Source organism: Microcystis sp. M061S2 (assembly GCF_020245605.1).
GTDB lineage: Bacteria > Cyanobacteriota > Cyanobacteriia > Cyanobacteriales > Microcystaceae > Microcystis.
The window spans coordinates 1-16,080 of sequence record NZ_JADBUP010000079.1 but is presented as its reverse complement, the minus strand read 5'-3'; the positions used below and the strand labels follow the sequence as shown (position 1 = coordinate 16,080).

Annotated in this window: 19 protein-coding genes; 7 read left to right on the top strand and 12 right to left on the bottom strand. The window is 40.4% G+C overall.

Annotated elements, in window-relative coordinates; genetic code table 11:
• From IM475_RS14380 to rfbG, 6 genes are all read right to left on the bottom strand, one after another.
• Window positions 1–180, bottom strand: a 180-nt coding sequence (locus IM475_RS14380) for a hypothetical protein (RefSeq protein ID WP_287728003.1), incomplete at its 3' end; no start/stop codon positions are given.
• A gap of 63 nt (window positions 181–243) precedes the next feature.
• Window positions 244–1,185: a glycosyltransferase family 2 protein gene (locus tag IM475_RS14375; RefSeq protein ID WP_287728002.1), complete on the bottom strand. Its 942-nt coding sequence runs from the start codon at window positions 1,183–1,185 to the stop codon at window positions 244–246.
• Window position 1,186: 1 nt separating this feature from the next.
• Window positions 1,187–2,122: an NAD-dependent epimerase/dehydratase family protein gene (locus IM475_RS14370; protein WP_287728001.1), complete on the bottom strand. Its 936-nt coding sequence runs from the start codon at window positions 2,120–2,122 to the stop codon at window positions 1,187–1,189.
• 24 nt (window positions 2,123–2,146) lie between these two features.
• Window positions 2,147–2,689: a dTDP-4-dehydrorhamnose 3,5-epimerase gene (gene rfbC, locus IM475_RS14365; protein ID WP_287660151.1), complete on the bottom strand. Its 543-nt coding sequence runs from the start codon at window positions 2,687–2,689 to the stop codon at window positions 2,147–2,149.
• Window positions 2,690–2,775: 86 nt separating this feature from the next.
• The gene (gene rfbH / locus IM475_RS14360; RefSeq protein ID WP_287728000.1) at window positions 2,776–4,116 is read right to left on the bottom strand and encodes a lipopolysaccharide biosynthesis protein RfbH; all 1,341 of its coding nucleotides are present in this window, start codon (window positions 4,114–4,116) and stop codon (window positions 2,776–2,778) included.
• A 74-nt stretch (window positions 4,117–4,190) separates the two neighbouring features.
• Window positions 4,191–5,309, bottom strand: coding sequence for a CDP-glucose 4,6-dehydratase (rfbG, locus tag IM475_RS14355; protein WP_287727999.1), 1,119 nt, complete (start codon window positions 5,307–5,309; stop codon window positions 4,191–4,193).
• Between the two features lie 546 nt (window positions 5,310–5,855).
• On the opposite strand from rfbG, the gene IM475_RS14350 reads away from it, so the two are divergent.
• Window positions 5,856–6,050 carry a hypothetical protein gene (locus tag IM475_RS14350; protein ID WP_287727998.1) on the top strand — a complete coding sequence of 65 codons (195 nt, stop codon included), beginning with the start codon at window positions 5,856–5,858 and terminating at the stop codon, window positions 6,048–6,050.
• 7 nt (window positions 6,051–6,057) lie between these two features.
• Window positions 6,058–6,960: a hypothetical protein gene (locus tag IM475_RS14345; RefSeq protein WP_287660155.1), complete on the top strand. Its 903-nt coding sequence runs from the start codon at window positions 6,058–6,060 to the stop codon at window positions 6,958–6,960.
• A 182-nt stretch (window positions 6,961–7,142) separates the two neighbouring features.
• Here the strand turns inward: IM475_RS14345 and IM475_RS14340 are convergent, their stop codons facing one another.
• From IM475_RS14340 to rfbF, 3 genes are all read right to left on the bottom strand, one after another.
• Window positions 7,143–8,432, bottom strand: coding sequence for a hypothetical protein (locus IM475_RS14340; protein ID WP_287727997.1), 1,290 nt, complete (start codon window positions 8,430–8,432; stop codon window positions 7,143–7,145).
• A gap of 102 nt (window positions 8,433–8,534) precedes the next feature.
• Window positions 8,535–8,768 carry a GDP-mannose 4,6-dehydratase gene (locus IM475_RS14335; RefSeq protein WP_287660164.1) on the bottom strand — a complete coding sequence of 78 codons (234 nt, stop codon included), beginning with the start codon at window positions 8,766–8,768 and terminating at the stop codon, window positions 8,535–8,537.
• 32 nt (window positions 8,769–8,800) lie between these two features.
• Window positions 8,801–9,631, bottom strand: a complete 831-nt coding sequence (gene rfbF, locus IM475_RS14330) for a glucose-1-phosphate cytidylyltransferase (RefSeq protein ID WP_287660157.1) — start codon at window positions 9,629–9,631, stop codon at window positions 8,801–8,803.
• Window positions 9,632–9,979: 348 nt separating this feature from the next.
• Between rfbF and IM475_RS14325 the strand changes: the two genes are divergently transcribed.
• Window positions 9,980–11,551, top strand: coding sequence for a hypothetical protein (locus IM475_RS14325; protein ID WP_287727996.1), 1,572 nt, complete (start codon window positions 9,980–9,982; stop codon window positions 11,549–11,551).
• 205 nt (window positions 11,552–11,756) lie between these two features.
• On the opposite strand, the gene IM475_RS14320 is transcribed toward IM475_RS14325, so the two are convergent.
• Window positions 11,757–12,209, bottom strand: a complete 453-nt coding sequence (locus IM475_RS14320) for an SRPBCC family protein (RefSeq protein WP_002774315.1) — start codon at window positions 12,207–12,209, stop codon at window positions 11,757–11,759.
• A gap of 104 nt (window positions 12,210–12,313) precedes the next feature.
• Here IM475_RS14320 and IM475_RS14315 point away from each other — a divergent pair, with 104 nt between their 5' ends.
• The 3 genes from IM475_RS14315 to IM475_RS14305 all read left to right on the top strand — a co-directional run bounded on the left by IM475_RS14315 (window position 12,314) and on the right by IM475_RS14305 (window position 14,056).
• Entirely contained in the window at window positions 12,314–12,676 is a 363-nt protein-coding gene (locus tag IM475_RS14315; protein WP_287660159.1) for a cupin domain-containing protein, read from the top strand.
• A 5-nt stretch (window positions 12,677–12,681) separates the two neighbouring features.
• Window positions 12,682–13,521 carry a prephenate/arogenate dehydrogenase gene (locus IM475_RS14310; RefSeq protein WP_287727995.1) on the top strand — a complete coding sequence of 280 codons (840 nt, stop codon included), beginning with the start codon at window positions 12,682–12,684 and terminating at the stop codon, window positions 13,519–13,521.
• 76 nt (window positions 13,522–13,597) lie between these two features.
• Window positions 13,598–14,056: a nitrate reductase associated protein gene (locus tag IM475_RS14305; RefSeq protein WP_287660161.1), complete on the top strand. Its 459-nt coding sequence runs from the start codon at window positions 13,598–13,600 to the stop codon at window positions 14,054–14,056.
• A gap of 169 nt (window positions 14,057–14,225) precedes the next feature.
• On the opposite strand, the gene IM475_RS14300 is transcribed toward IM475_RS14305, so the two are convergent.
• Window positions 14,226–14,417 carry a DUF2949 domain-containing protein gene (locus tag IM475_RS14300; protein ID WP_002738067.1) on the bottom strand — a complete coding sequence of 64 codons (192 nt, stop codon included), beginning with the start codon at window positions 14,415–14,417 and terminating at the stop codon, window positions 14,226–14,228.
• Window positions 14,418–14,686: 269 nt separating this feature from the next.
• Between IM475_RS14300 and IM475_RS14295 the strand changes: the two genes are divergently transcribed.
• Window positions 14,687–15,643 carry a glycosyltransferase gene (locus IM475_RS14295; protein WP_287727994.1) on the top strand — a complete coding sequence of 319 codons (957 nt, stop codon included), beginning with the start codon at window positions 14,687–14,689 and terminating at the stop codon, window positions 15,641–15,643.
• 68 nt (window positions 15,644–15,711) lie between these two features.
• Here the strand turns inward: IM475_RS14295 and IM475_RS14290 are convergent.
• Window positions 15,712–16,080 (bottom strand): GDP-mannose 4,6-dehydratase (locus tag IM475_RS14290; RefSeq protein ID WP_287727993.1); only part of this gene is annotated, 369 nt, incomplete at its 5' end.

Below are 16,080 nucleotides of genomic sequence, written 5' to 3'. Positions count from 1 at the left end.
TATAGGTAAAACAATAATTGAAATTAAAATGAATAGATACCACATTGCCTCATACCTTTCATTTCCTTTCAAGCTCTCAAATCTTGTGGTAAGAAGATAATTTACATCAATAAAAATAAGTAGGAACGCCCCTACTCCTTTGAGCCATTGATCGATCATATTTTTGTTCATTTGATACATTTTATTTTCCTCTTTATTTATTGTCTTTTACAATTTAGATTAAAGAACATCGCTAGGTAACTCTTAATCAAAGTTTACCCGCGCTCTCTCTACCACTAGAGGTCTTTTTAAGCTTCGTCTATTTATTAAACCAATATATTCTCCTAAAATACCTATAAAAAATAACTGTACAGAAGAAAAAAGAAACAATCCGATAATGATCGCCGCTATCCCTATAGGGAAAAGGTTCCAAAACAGAAGCTTCAAAATTAAAGTCACCAGACCGACCAGAAAACTCAGTAGAGATAGAGCGAACCCGATCATTGTCGCCAATCTTAGCGGAAAATTAGAATAGGTAGTGATACCCAGCATGGCCAGATCGTACATTCGATAAAAATTGAAACTACTCTTACCTCGTTTTCGGACTTTCTGAGCATACTCGATTTTAGCACTCTTAAAACCGACTTCTGAAATAAGACCCTTTAAGTAGGGATAAGGATCATCGATCAAACGCAATGCTTCTATCACTTTGTGATCATATAAACCGAAGCCCGTAAAATTAGCAGTTAAGTCAATCTCTTCTGATAGAGTCCTAACTAAAAAATAATAAAATTTTCTTATACCATAGACCAAAGAATTCTCTTGACTCGAGCTTTTAATTCCTTTAACAACTTGATAGCCTTCCTCCCATTTTTCTAAAAAATCGACGATTAGTTCGGGAGGATCTTGACAATCGGCGAAGACTAAAATAACCGCATCTCCAGTTCCTTGTAAGAGGCCGTAATAGGTAGAACGAACAAAGCCAAAATTCCTAGCGTTAATGATAATTTTGACTCTAGAGTCGCTTTGAGAGATTTGCTCTAATATACTGACTGTTTTATCTTGAGAGTCATTATCGATAAAAATATGCTCGTATTCATATTTTCCTAATCTTGCAAAAATATCTTTGACCTCAGTATATAAAAACTCAACATTATCTTGTTCATTGTAGCAAGGAGTAACAACACTAATTAATTTTTTAATCATCTTAAATTTCCTCAATTTTATTTAGATTTAGATGGACTTTATACCATTCAATTGTATTTTTTAATCCCGTCGTTAAATTATATTTAGGTGTCCAATCGGTCTTTTTTCTAAGCAACTCATTATTAGCACAAATAAACATTGGATCATTGGGACGGTAAGGCAAAGCTCCCAGATGAATTAAATCAGGTTTACCTAATAAATTACCAAGTTCAAGTGCTATTTGTCCAACGGTTACAGGTTGACCAGAACCAACATTAACTACACCTGAAACGTTGCTCTTAGCAACTGCCCAAATTGCCGATGCTACATCCTCAATATGAAGAAAATCTCGAATTTGCTCACCTTTAGTTGTTTTCACCACTTCATCCCGCAGCAGTGAAGAAATAACCGACGGAATTAACCGTTGCTCATCCTCCATTGGTCCATACTGATAAAATAGGCGAATCCAAGCTATCTCCATTTCGGTTATCTGGGCAAATTGCTGCAAAATAGTGGAAAGTGCGACCTTGGTGGCTGCATATAAGGTTATGGGTTTTGTCAAACTGGATTCAGATAAATATCCCAGACTTAAATCATACTCAAAACAAGTCCCTATACCCACAAACCGCTTACAACCCAGTTCGGCTAATTGAGAGAGAAGATTGATGCTCGCCTGAATTGAATCAAGGTTTTCTTGAGAATTTAGGTATTTACCCGGCACTGCATACCAAGCTAAGTGAATGCACAATTCAGGTTTGATTTCCTGCAAATAAGTATTCACGTTTTCAAATGCTACTAAGTCGGATTGCCGTAAATACATTGATGGCAGAATATCTCGAATTCGCCATCGGTTGCTGCTTTCTCGCACAAGCGCATATACCTCACACCCTTCGGCTACTAAAAGCCTTGCTACATGGGAACCAACAAAACCACTCGCACCAGTAATTAATACTTTCATGCTTTCTTTAAATTGTTTTGATTCTCAATAAACAAACGGACTCCGAAATTCTGAAAAAGGAAGAAAACTCTGATCTCGTTCAGATAAGATAGGATGTAGATTTGGCCAAGGTATTACTACGGAATTCCAAAGAATTCCTGTATCTTCTTTGGGAGAATATACTGTTGATACTTTATAGCACATAATTGCCGTTTCGCTCGTCACATAAAAACCATGCGCTAGGCCAGAAGGGATATAGATTATCTTACCATTTTCAGAACTCAGATTAAACAACTCAAACTCGCCATAGGTTGGCGAGCCTTTACGCAAATCTACCACTACATCCATTACCGAACCTTCGAGACAATACACAATTTTTGTGCAATCTTGCGGAGGAACTTGGAAATGTAGTCCTCTCAAAACATTTTTCTTGGACACCGAATAATATTCTTCAGCAAAGTGAATAATTAACTGGTGACTTTCATAGATGTCCTGATGTAGAGTTTTAACAAAACGACCACGCTTGTCTTCTAAAATAGTGGGGACAATTTCGTAGCACTTAGAAATTCTTGTCTCAGTGATTTTCATCAGTTTTTCAAGATTTTAAGTGGATTGACAGTGGATTAAGGTTGATTACCCATGCTCGGAAATTTTGTCCCAAAAGTTTGGGAATTTTATTGGCCATGACAAAATTCTCTGATGGTCGTTGCTACATAGGTTAACATTTCCTCGGTTAATCCGGGATAAATGCCCAGCCAAAAAACACTACTCATGATTTTATCGGCATTACTTAAATCCCCAATAACTCGATAATTTAACCCCTTATAAAGAGGTTGTCGCAGTAAATTTCCTCCAAATAATAGCCTTGTGCCGATGCGTTTTTCCTCCAAATGCTTAACTAAATCATTGCGGCTAAAAGGCGCATTTTCCTTGACAAAAATCGGAAACCCGAACCAACTCGGTTCAGAATCGGGGCTGGCTTCAGGCAGAATTAAAACATCTTGAAGCTCCTGTAACTTTTGATGCAAAAAGTCGAAATTTTCTCGGCGCTTTTTGATAAATCCTGGCAATTTATCCAGTTGCGCTACCCCGACGGCTGCTTGCATATCCGTCATCTTTAGGTTATAACCCACATGAGAATAGGTGTACTTATGGTCATAGCCAAAGGGTAAATCTCCTAACTGCCAACCGAAGCGCTTATTACAGGTATTATCTACCCCCGGAGGACACCAACAATCTCGGCCCCAGTCACGGAATGACTCGACAATCTTTTTCAAGCGGGTATCGCTGGTTAAAACCGCGCCCCCTTCTCCCATAGTCATGTGATGGGCAGGATAAAAGCTAACCGTTGCTAAATGCCCAAAGGTGCCGGTTTTTTGCCCTTTATAGAGACTTCCCACCGCGTCACAGTTATCCTCGACTACCCAGAGGTCATGTTTTTCGGCAAAAGCCATCACCGTTTCTAAATTAAACGGATTTCCCAAGGTATGAGCGATCATAATCGCTTTAGTCTTCTCTGACAAGGCCGATTCCAGTTGATCAATATCAAGGTCATAACCGGGTAATTTAACGTCTAAAAAGACGGGAATTAGCTGATTTTGAAAGATGGGATTAACTGTAGTCGGGAAACCTGCGGCGACGGTAATCACTTCATCCCCCGGTTTAAGTTGTTTTTCCCCCAATTTAGGGGAAGTTAAAGCACTTAAGGCCACTAAATTGGCCGAAGAGCCAGAATTGACTAATAAACAATGTTTTACCCCCATCCACTGGGCAAAACGTTCCTCAAATTCCGCCGCATATCTGCCCGTCGTTAACCAGAAATCTAAGGAAGAATCCACTAATTTGACTAATTCTTGCTCATCAAATACCTTACCCGATGCCGGAATATAGGTCTGCCCCGCCACAAAAGCCCGGGGTTGAAATTTGTGCTTATAATATTCTTGTACTGCTTGAAAGACTTGCTCTCGCAGTTCTGCTTCAGTATTTGTATTGGGGGGAGAAATAGATTGAGTCATGGTTAATTTCCTTTCAGGGGAGAAATTTGAACTTAATTATTACTTAATTTAGACCATTATCAGCCTTGAGTTCGCTAATCGATCAAACAACTTTGATAATATTCGATTTGTTGGCGAGTAAGGTCTTGGAATTGTGCTTTATCTTCAGAGTCCATTTGAGCCGCTTGATAATACCATGTCACCGTTTCCTTGAGGGTTTGCCGAAAATCCCAGACTGGTTGCCATTTTAGGGTATGGAAAGCCTTATCTGTGACTAGATTAAGCAATTTAGCCTCATGAACAGCATTCGGATCACTTTGATCGAGCCAAGTCCCCGGCCAAAGTTGTAGGATAGACTCAACTAACTCTTTAACTGGGCGATTAGAAGTCAGAGACGGACCGAAATTAAACGCCCCATATAACCCTCGGCTGTCTTGCTGCCAATTAGCCGTCATCAACTGCTCATAAATAGACTCAGCTAACCGTAAATAGCCCCCTAAAGGCTCTAAAACGTGCTGCCAAGGACGAGTCGCTAGAGGGTTCCGCACCGGAATCGCTTCGGACTTCATCAGGGCCCGCATTGCATCGGGTACAATCCGGTCTAGAGACCAATCTCCGCCACCGATGACATTTCCTGCCCTGGCGCTGGCAATGCCGATGGGGGTTTGAGGGGTTTTAAAGAAGGAACTGCGCCAAGACGCAATCGCCAATTCCGCCCCAGCTTTGCTAGAACTATAGGGATCATAACCCCCTAAGGGGTCATTTTCCCGATAACCATAGACCCATTCCCGATTCTCATAGCACTTATCGCTAGTAATAAACACGGCGGCACAGGGATGATTCAGGCTTTTGAGGGCCTCTAAAACGTGAATAGTCCCCATGACATTTGTGTTCCAGGTTTCCACCGACTCCAGATAAGAAAGCCGCACTAAGGGTTGTGCCGCTAAATGAAAGACTACATCTGGTTGCCATGAAGCGATTAAACGAGTTACTAACTCAGCCTCTCGAATATCTCCTATATGATGACTCAGGTTTTGAGCTAAGTCTAATTGCTCAAATAAGGCGGGGGTGGTATTGGGAGCTAAACTGAGGCCTTTTACCTCTGCCCCCAGATGAAGTAACCAAAACCCCAGCCAAGACCCCTTAAAGCCCGTATGACCAGTAATAAAGACCTTTTTGCCCGGCCAAAATGCTTTCTTTACCATATTTTCCATCTAGCTTGTCCACTGTCATCAAGGTGATTGAGCATTTCCCTTTCTCGGTAAGTATCCCTACACTGCCAAAACCCATCAGGCTCATCCTGGAAGGAGAGGGGAGCTATTATTGTCCGCAAGTCAAATAGACTCGCCATGCCGGGTTTTCAGTTAATTTCAGCGGCTTTCTGCAAGTAATCGCCGAAAAGAATTTTTGAGAAGGCTTAAAGCCATCACCCTAAATCTTTGGGAGCCACTATACATGAACTTGACCGAGGATGTCAATTAGTTAAGCTGTTAGGCATCTAGAATGGTTAGCTGAGACAAAAAGGGAGCAGGGAACTTCTGAGCGGGGAGAGTCGTTCTTGATTTTCGATGCCTCGTGATTCAAGGGAAAATCAATTAAGTATTTATACTTATTGTATATGGCTTGAATTTGCTGTGAACATTCAGCTATGCTTGGGTGGCAGGGATTTTAATATTGTTCTGGACTCGAAAGTGTTACATAGCGGTTTTAACTCACCTGAAGTACAATTTAATCATTTACTGCTGCCTCCTGCCGACCCTATGGCTGCTTCAAACTTAGGGCTATGTACTGAGCGTGACATGAAGGGTGCTGTGGCCTACCTAGGTGGGTCGTGGGGACCGGTTCACCCCCATCTCCTCTCCCACTCTGGAGACGTGATGCTCGTGCTGTTGGCAAATCGTTTAGACTGGCTATATATTAAGCTAAAACTTGAACTCGTACCGAACTTTATCTAATTTGTAAATGAGTATAAAAACCTTCTGTATTTTGGAACAGGGCCAACTAATTAATGAGCCTTGCACTATAGAAAAACGAGAACTATTTACTACTGAATTTAGTGACTTTTATCGCCTTAATTGGGCAACGGAAGATGACCCCAATGCTTTCATTACTGCAAAAGGAGTGACTTGGAGTGAGGGCAGGAGCTTGCTATATAGGGAAGTTCCCAAAGATTATGAATACTACATTTTTATCGATGATGATGTTACCTTTGTTGCTGATGAAGGAGTAGATATTCCCAAAAAGATAAAAGAATTGCTCGATGAATATCATCCCATTGCTGGAACTTTTTATGATCCTAAACAGTGGGCATTTCTACCGATTAAAGCATCTTATGAAGAGTTCATCTCCAGAAAATGCTTTCCCATTAGTGGATATGATGCAGAATCTCAAATCCTCTCCCAAAGCTATGCTGATGTTATCTTACCGGCGATTTATCATGGGGCACATCGGACTGATTGGTATCTTCAGTGGGTTTGTTATCAAACCTTTCCCCTGAAGCAAATGTGTTTTACTGACATTCGAGTTAAGAATGCCCGCAGCGGTGGCCATAGTAAAATTCAAAAGCCGCAGCATTATGAGCCAACAGAAGCATTGTTTTTGTTTAATCGACACGCCAAGAAGCCATATCCATTATTGAAAAAAAAGGATGATATTCTTAAAAATAATGTTGAAGTTTTTGAGCGGCTAGTTGATAAAACCCCTATTGAGTTCACTCTGAAAGACCTAGCAAAGGTCTATGATATCAGCAACACTGATTTTAAAATTAGACAACCTACTGCGAGTAGTCGGTACTTGTACAGAAAACCCTGGAATCGTTTTCTGTGGAAACTGGTCAGAAAACTGACAGGGGAATATAAATATTAATTCCACTTGACAGAAAGGCATTTTATTAGTCAGCCAAAAGTCTCAGGAAGTATTTAACGGAGCCAGTCTCAATGATTCGTAAACACAATTCCTCTCCGCTCTCTGGAGTGAGAGAGGGGTTAGGGACGAGGAGCTTTTACAATTCATTTGGTTTTGCTATATATTAGGCTGTGGTTAAACTTTTATGCAGAAAATTTGCCAGACAATCTCCTATGGACTAAAATTTTTAGCCATTCAGGCATAGAGAGAATTGCCATGTATAATAAATTGACAAATAAAAGCAAATTGATAATTTCATCAACTACCCAAGTGTATAAGAATGGACTCGCGTAAAAGGTTGCCACTATAGCGACTAAAGCCATACTGGAAGACAAGCTCAATTGATTTTCTTGCTTAATCCAATCCAAGATTTGAGGAAGAGCAAAGATTAGAAAAGTTAATTTGTAATCAAAAACAAGACCAATAACAAGATAATTTCCTAAATAAATGCCTGCTGCAAGACGGAAATAATCAATATATTGACTTTTATCTAAAGATTTGTCCGAATCTGTTGAGACAAAATCAGAACTAAGCCATTGTTGAAAAATTTTAAATTTCGACAATAAAACTCTGGTCAAGATTAATAGCGTCAATAGACTCATAATTATATACATCATATATCTGATCGTCTTTTTAATATCAGTTTCGCCGCTAGTAAATAAAAAAAGCTGTGATATCAAATAATTTACTTTCAAGAGGGCTTTATAGCCAAAACGAAACCAAACATTACCAACATCAAATGCTTGTGAGATAGTTTTCATCTCCCCTATACTAGCGAGAAAATAAGTAATAAAAGCAGTGGTAAAAATAGCCGCCAAGAACAGAAATAGATTTCTTTTTTCTTTAATAATTACTACCAGACCGAAAATGGGAAATAGTTTAATAACTCCCCAAAAAAATATTAATAAATAGGCACACAACCTAAAAATTAAGGCTCGGCTGTTCTTAATTATTATCAGTCCGACACCAAGCCAAGAATAGATAACAATATCTACGTTGCCACGTTCCACTAAAAGCATTACTGGTGGTGAGCATAAAATTAGGGCATAAACTACAGCTTCTTGATAATTTAATCTGCCAATGATAATTAAAGTTATCCCATAAAAGATTAAAGCAAAGAAAACTCCCCAAAATATAGTATCACGCTGCTCTAACCCCAGCCAAGTTAATGAAGACCAACTACTAGGATAAGATATTTGATTGAAGCAGGAATTATTTATTAGGGAAACTTCGCCAGTCAATCGATCACAATCAAAGGCACCTAATACGGCACCAAGATCGATAAAAGGGTTTTTAACCGCAGGAACCCCAAGTCTCCTCCAAAACTTGTGATAGGGAACAAAAAAATTAGCTAGATACAATAACCCAAAATATCCTAAGAGTGCGGCAATTACCAAAAATCTGCCATCAATTTCTGATTGCTTTTTGAGCATTTTCCTAATCTGGATATGTATTGAATTTACTATGTCCACTTAGTGCCTCCTGCTATTAAAGGATTGATTATCTGTCAATTACTTGAGTTCGGTATAGGACGCTCATTGCGCCGCTAAATGAAAGACTACATCCGGTCGCCATGAAGCGATTAAACGAGCCACTAACTCAGCCGCTCGAATATCTCCTATATGCTGACTCAGGTTTTGAGCTAAGTCTAATTGCTCAAATAAGGCGGGGGTGGTATTGGGAGCTAAACTGAGGCTTTTTACCTCTGCCCCCAGATGGAGTAACCAAAACCCCAGCCAAGACCCCTTAAAGCCCGTATGACCAGTAATAAAGACCTTTTTGCCAGGCTAAAATGCTTCCTTTACCATATTTTCCATCTAGCTTGTCCAGTGTCATAAAGGTGATTGAGCATTTCCATTTCTCGATAAGTATCCATACACTGCCAAAACCCTTCATGCTTATAGACGGCGAGTTCTCCCAAAGCAGCCAGGGTTCTTAGGGGCTGTGCTTCAAAAGTCGTCGCATCTCCCTCAATTAAATCCAAAACCTTGCGATTTAAGACAAAATACCCCCCATTAATCCATCCTTCAGCCGTTTGGGGCTTTTCTTGGAATTGAGTGACTAAATTACCCTCAATCACTAACTCACCAAAGCGAGAAGAAGGACGAACCGCCGTCATCGTGGCTAATTTCCCATGAGAGTAATGGAAATCCAACAGATCCGCAATATTCACATCACAAACCCCGTCCCCATAGGTGGCCAAAAAGATCTCGCTTCCACTTCTCTCTATGTAAGGGGTGAGACGTTTAAGACGGCCTCCCGTCATGCTTTCCTGTCCCGTATCAATTAACCAAATACGCCAGTCTTCCTCCTCGTGTCCACTATCGAGTTTGGTCACTTTTTTATTGCCTAACTCTAAGAGGACATCACTTTGATTCCAATCATAGTTAAAGAAATAGTCCCGGATTATTTCCCCTTTGTACCCTAGACAGAGCATAAAGTCGGTTAGCCCATATTGGGCATAAGTTTTCATGATATGCCAAATAATTGGCCGATTTCCGATGGCAATCATCGGTTTAGGTCGAAATTCGGTTTCTTCCCGCAGTCGGGTTCCTTTGCCACCACACAAGATGGCCACGGGAATGTTAGACTTATAGTCCTTAACTGTTAAACTGACCGATTGTATTACCATTAGATTATATAGTGAAGGGCTTTGAGAGTGACATCATCTTATCGAGGCAGTTTAACACGGGGTTCCCGATCTTGTCCAATATCTGTCTAAAAAAATTTTTGTTAAGCGAGTGTACCCAGTTTATTGCTAAACAGTCTCTTAAATCTTATAGCAGTTATCTTCATGGTGAGGTACGAGGTTTTCGTTTTGGGGAGTCGGCCAGCAATACGAAATCAGGTTATACTTCATCTTTAACGCTATAATTCTGACCGAGTAGGACTAGAAATTAGTGCTACCATGCGAAGATAAATATTCAGGGATACGGTCGCAAAGCTACCAGACAATTTTAGGATAAAAATACCGACACCCATGGGGAAATCAATCAATAAAGTCCGAGGAACGGCACTGATTTTAGGAATCCTAGCGATCGCCTTTGCCTTTTTCACTAGGATTGTCAGTATTTTTGAATACGTTACCTTCGATATCAGACCAGATCCCGATCAGATTAGCGGTGGTTACTTTTGGATGGATATGTGGAAGGGAAACTTTCCTCAATTGGGACCCGCAGGGGGTGGTGGAAAATATGGATTCGTAATTCCTCCCCTCTATGGTTATTTAGCATTTCCTCTGACAATTTTCGGCGCAGATCCCGAATTTCAAGTCCTTACCAATGGTCTATTTTCTTTTCTATCGATTCCCCTCTTAATCTACTTTGTTTATCAACTTTTAGAAAATGTAGAACAAGATAAACGTCTTCTCCTGTCCAGTTTGGCAGGATTTTGGTATAGCACGATTTATGCGGACTATTTTATTAATAATTTTTCCTGGGCCCCTAGCCCAATACCATTTTTCCTGCTCGTTTTTGCTTTACTCTATCGTTTCCAGATGGAAACGAGTAAGCCGCTGCTCTATCAGGCTATAGCTTGGATATTCTTCGGGATCACCGTCGCTATATTGGTGAGTTTACACACCACCACGATGTTAATTATCCCAGTGACTTCTGTTATCGCCTCTCTATGGTTTGTTTATCGAAATCGCAAGAATACTCGTAAATGTCTTTTGCCTTTTCTATCGATTCTCTCGGCAAATCTCGCCTTATTTATGTATTGGCACAGTGAGATCGTTCGGAATTTCGCTAATACGAGGGGAATCGTGAGAGCACTCACGGCGAAGGGGGCGAGCGGTGAACCATCGAGCAATCTGTTCACTCGTCTATTTAAAGCGATTTGGGAAACGGTTTATCTGGGCAATCAAGTATTTTTTTTGAATGACAATATATCGATTTTCAATGTTGTAGTTTCGGTGATTTTTTTCGGCATTTCTCTATACATAGTCATCAAAAAATATCGAGGCAATAAAACGCTGATTGGCTTTTTGGCGATTACTTGGATAATTTTTCTCTATGCTTCCTCTAATTATCCTGATGAGCATTTTTATTCCCATCGTAAAATCTTACTCTGGTTTGCTCCTATCCTCTTGGCGATCGCTAGTCTGGCCTATCTAAACTTTACTAAGACTTTCGACAGGATCCTCGGTCTAGTTCTAGCAATTATCATCGGCTATTCTATCGCAACTAATCTCTATTTCAATCAACGTTATCTTGCTAGTAAATACGGTTCCGAAAGACTCCTATCCGTGGCCGATACAGTGGAAATTATCAATCAGATTCCGGTCGGTTCAACCCTTTGCGATCCAGCCAAGAAAGGCAAAAGAAAAGAGCATGGTCAGTACGATTATATCGATACCTTTATGACCAAAAGAGAGCTAAAGATCACCAATGCTTGCCCATCGGGTAGTTATTACATACAGCCGAAATTTAAAATGGCTATCCAAATGAACGATTTATTTCCAATTTTTACCCTCGCCAAAACTTCTCCTCTCGATCGCCCGATGACTTCCCTTCTGGAAACCCCGGAAGCCTATCTCTATAAAATCGAGTAGCAATATCTCAACCGTGATAGCGGAATTTGATCGGGATATTCTTAGGAAGTTTTCATTTTTGGGAGTCGATCGTCAGCAATGATCTGTACTGCATTTGAACTGGGTATGGGAATTTTCAGTACAAATGCTTAGACCGACTCTCCCTGCTCATAGACAGTCTTAACGAGCAATTTAGCTAGTCAAAAGCTTATTACCGGTGATTACCTCACCTTGGCGGCGTATTATTGACAATATTGAGCGCATAAAGGCGAAAACGCTCTAGATCGGCTTGCAGGGTTGATTCCACCACTCGACCGAGGAAAAGATTGTCCATCAATTTTCCTAACCAACCTGGTATAGCATAGGCTGCTGTCAGTCGCACAATACTCCTACCATGACGGTCATAAAAACGAATCGCCCCGCGGTTAGGCAACCCGTCCACGGATTCCCATTGAATCATCTGATGGGGGACGATTTTCATTATCCGTGACAACCAAGTAAATTCTAGACCACCACTGGCTAACTTCCAACGGGAAAGTTCTGGCTCCTCCTCGAGAATTTTCACCGATTCGATCCATTTCATCCAGTGGGGCATTTGTTCTAAATCTGACCAGAGTTCCCAAACCAGATCGATCGGCGCGTCCACTTCTACCTGTACACTATGTTCTAACCAAGTCATTCGTTAATTCTGGCGATGCTGAATATTTCTATGATAACGGCTATTAGTCTTTAGCTTTTCACTCAATGATAAAATAAAAACAATCTTCGAGGTTTAATTTTACTATGTTAATCAGAAAACTGATCGAATGTGAGGAATTCATCGCTGGTGATCATACCCGATTGCGCGAGTTATTGCATCCCGATAAACAACCGTTAAATCTACGTTATAGTTTAGCCCATGCGCGGGTAGATGTGGGGGAAACTTCTACTCCCCACGCTTTAAAAACTGCGGAAGTTTATTATATTCTGCAAGGACAAGGGGAAATGCACATCGATGAGGAAGTGCAATTAGTGACTGTCGGTGCCGCCATTTATATACCTCCTCTAGCTAAACAATATATTCATAATTGTGGGGAGGAACCCTTAGTTTTCTTGTGCATTGTCGATCCTGCTTGGCGAGTAGAAGACGAAATTATTTTTGAGTAAAACTAATGAATATTGGCATTATCGGACTGGGTTTAATCGGTGGTTCCTTGGGGTTAGATTTTCGATCGCAGGGCTATAATGTTTTGGGAGTTTCTCGTCAACAATCCACTGGTGATATCGCCGTACAAAAAGGAGTGGTAGATGAATCTAGTACCAGTTTAGAATTATTGGCTACTGCCGATTTAATCTTTATTTGTACTCCCATACATTTAATTGTGCCAACTTTGCAAAAATTAACTCCCTATTTAAAACCCCAAGCCATTGTCACCGATGTGGGATCGGTTAAAGGGGCAATTGTGGCCAATTGTAGTCGATTATGTCCGAATTTTGTCGGTAGTCATCCTATGGCTGGCACAGCCGAACAGGGAATTAATGCAGCACAATTGGGATTATTTGTCAATACCCCCTATCTGATTACTCCCCTTGAATCTACTCCTCATTTTGCCGTGGAAATCTTAACCGAAATAGTACAAAAATTAGGCTGTAAAATTTATTATTCTTCCCCCGAAGAACACGATCGAGCCGTGGCCTGGATTTCCCATCTGCCAGTAATGATTAGTACCAGTTTAATCCAAGCTTGTGCGGAAGAACAAGACCTGAATATTCGCCAATTAGCGGAAAATTTAGCTAGTTCCGGTTTTCGCGATACCAGTCGCGTCGGTGGTGGCAATCCCGAATTAGGTTTAATGATGGCTAAATACAATCGTCAAGCTTTATTGATAACCTTGACAAATTATCAGCAAAATCTTGATCAAATTATTGACTATATTGCAGGAGAAAAATGGCAGGAACTAGAGAAAATTCTCGTTTCTAGTAATCAATATCGAGCCAATTTTATTCAATAAAAATAACATTTTGACCCTAGCAATTATCCCACGGCACTGTATCATAGATTTATACTCAGCAACCCAATGAAATGATATGACCACCTTTTTCGACTTTGAAGCCGAATTTGTTGACTCCTTACGTTGTATACCGATGACCGTGAGAATGAAACTAGATACCTGTGGAGTTAAATTAAAATTATCCCATTGGATGCAGTTGAGTCAACCAGAAAGAATGGTATTAGTTAATATGGCTTGTACGACGGCGGCAGAAGCCAAAATCTATCGAGATTTTCTGCAAAAATTAATCACCGAAAAAACTGGCAATCCCCCAGGAAAACTGGCAATAGATGCGCATCCCGCTTGGCTAGATGATAGCCAGATACCCGATACAGTCCGAGAAAAAGCCAGAGAATTCCAGATCGAAATTAGTTTAGAACAATGGCAAAAATTGCAACCATCCCAACGGTTTGCCCTGATTAAACTCAGTCGTCCTAGTCACGAAAATCTCAACTTCTATCCAGCCATCAAAGAGTTCCATATAGTCGATGCCTAACTGAAGAACCGATGCCATATTAATTAAGTTTCTTTCTACCTTCTGTCATGACAAGCAAAATGGCGATCAAGGGGTATAAAATTAAATAAATTGCAGTAACTTGCTGCTCTAGAGCTTGGTCAATTTTCTTAATAAAAATGATAATTAATGGCCTATTCTTGAAAACTAATTAGACAGTTTCCATCCAGTCAAAAACTTGATTCAATTGCGACAAATCGATTAAACCGTACTGCCATAAAACCATCGGCAAAGAACCCACCGATGCTTCACAGAGACGCACAGCCATATCGAGGGAACGGGGGGAAATTGCTAATTTCTCCAAGAGGAAAGTGCGGAGTTGTTTTTGTTGATGAGCTTCCATGATTAAGGATCATTTATAATGACAATCTGATTATTGAATAACTTATCCTCTATTAAAAAGAGATGCTTCCCTCACGGGGATCACCCAATTGGGTGATTTTGTTCACCCATCAGAATAATTTAAGGATTTATCCAGAATATGTCCTACTATCCCGAAATTGCTAGTGGGGATATCAACACTTCCTTGACGCAGAAAAACGAGAAAGGGGAGCTTTTGGGATAAGCTATTGATAACCTAGTTTTTGCTCAAGTAGGAGAGAATTGCCCCCAATGAGTCATGCTCCTCAAGTTTCCGTAATTATTCCTTGCTATAATCAAGGTCGCTATCTTGATGATGCGATCGCATCAGTTTTAGCACAAACATACCAAAATTTTGAAATCCTTGTTATTGATGATGGCTCCACAGAACCAGAAACCATCGAGATTTTACAAAATTATCAACAGCCAAAAACCAGGATCATCCGCACGGAAAATCAAGGGGTTGCCACAGCGAGAAATCTAGGAATTGCCCAAGCGCAAGGAAGCTATATTCTTCCCCTTGATGCCGATGATAAAATTGCCGATTCCTATCTAGAAAAAGCGGTTACTTTACTAGAAAGTAATGAGCAATTAGGGATAGTTTATTGCGAAGCGGAGTATTTTGGCGATAGAGAAGGAATTTGGCCGCTGCCTGAGTATAAATTTCCCGATATATTAGTAGATAATATGATATTTTGCTCCGGTTTGTTTCGGAAATCTGACTGGGAAACTGTGGGCGGCTATAATACTAATTTAATTTATGGTTGGGAAGATCAAGATTTTTGGTTATCTCTGATCGAATTAGGTCGGGAAGTCTATCGTATCCCAGAAGTGTTATTTTTCTATCGACAAAAAGCTGATTCTATGAGTCGCTCAATGACCGCAGAACACTATATTTATTCCTATACCCAACTCTTTTATAATCATCCCCAACTTTACTCCCAAAATATCCAAGCCATTTTTGCCGCTCTAGTCACCTTAAGAGTCGATATATTCGCTCAGTTGGAAAGGGCTAGAGAACGAATTAAACAATTAGAAATTCATGAACAAGAATTACAACAAGACTTGCAAAAAACCCAATTGGATTATCGAGAAGCTGACAGCAAAATAGCCGCAATGGAAAAAAGTAAATTCTGGCAAATGAGAAGGGCTTGGATTAAAATGCAAAAATTGCTAGGTTTGCTGGAAAAAGACCCTATTTATTCCTAAAAGTCAGGTAAAAATGGCGATGGATCAAGACGGGGGATGGGTTGCGCTTCCCTAACCCACCCGACTTTTTAATCGACGGCAATTAAGGAACGATTGCGAAGATAAGCCAAATCTTTTAATAACTGTTCGCTATCACCAGCGTTATTAAGATTAATCCCCAAAGCCGCTAAATCCGCATCTACCATTAATTTTACCAGTCCCTCGAACGTCACCGACGGCTGCCAGCCTAATTTCTCCCTAGCTTTTGTGGAATCTCCTATCAATAAATCCACTTCCGCCGGACGCAAATAACGTTCATCAAACTCCACATAATCCTGCCAATTTAAATTAACGTATTGGAAAGAAATATCGAGAAACTCCCGGATAGAATAGGTTTCATTTGTCGCCACTACATAATCATCCGGTTCTTGCTGTTGTAACATTAACCACATCGCCCG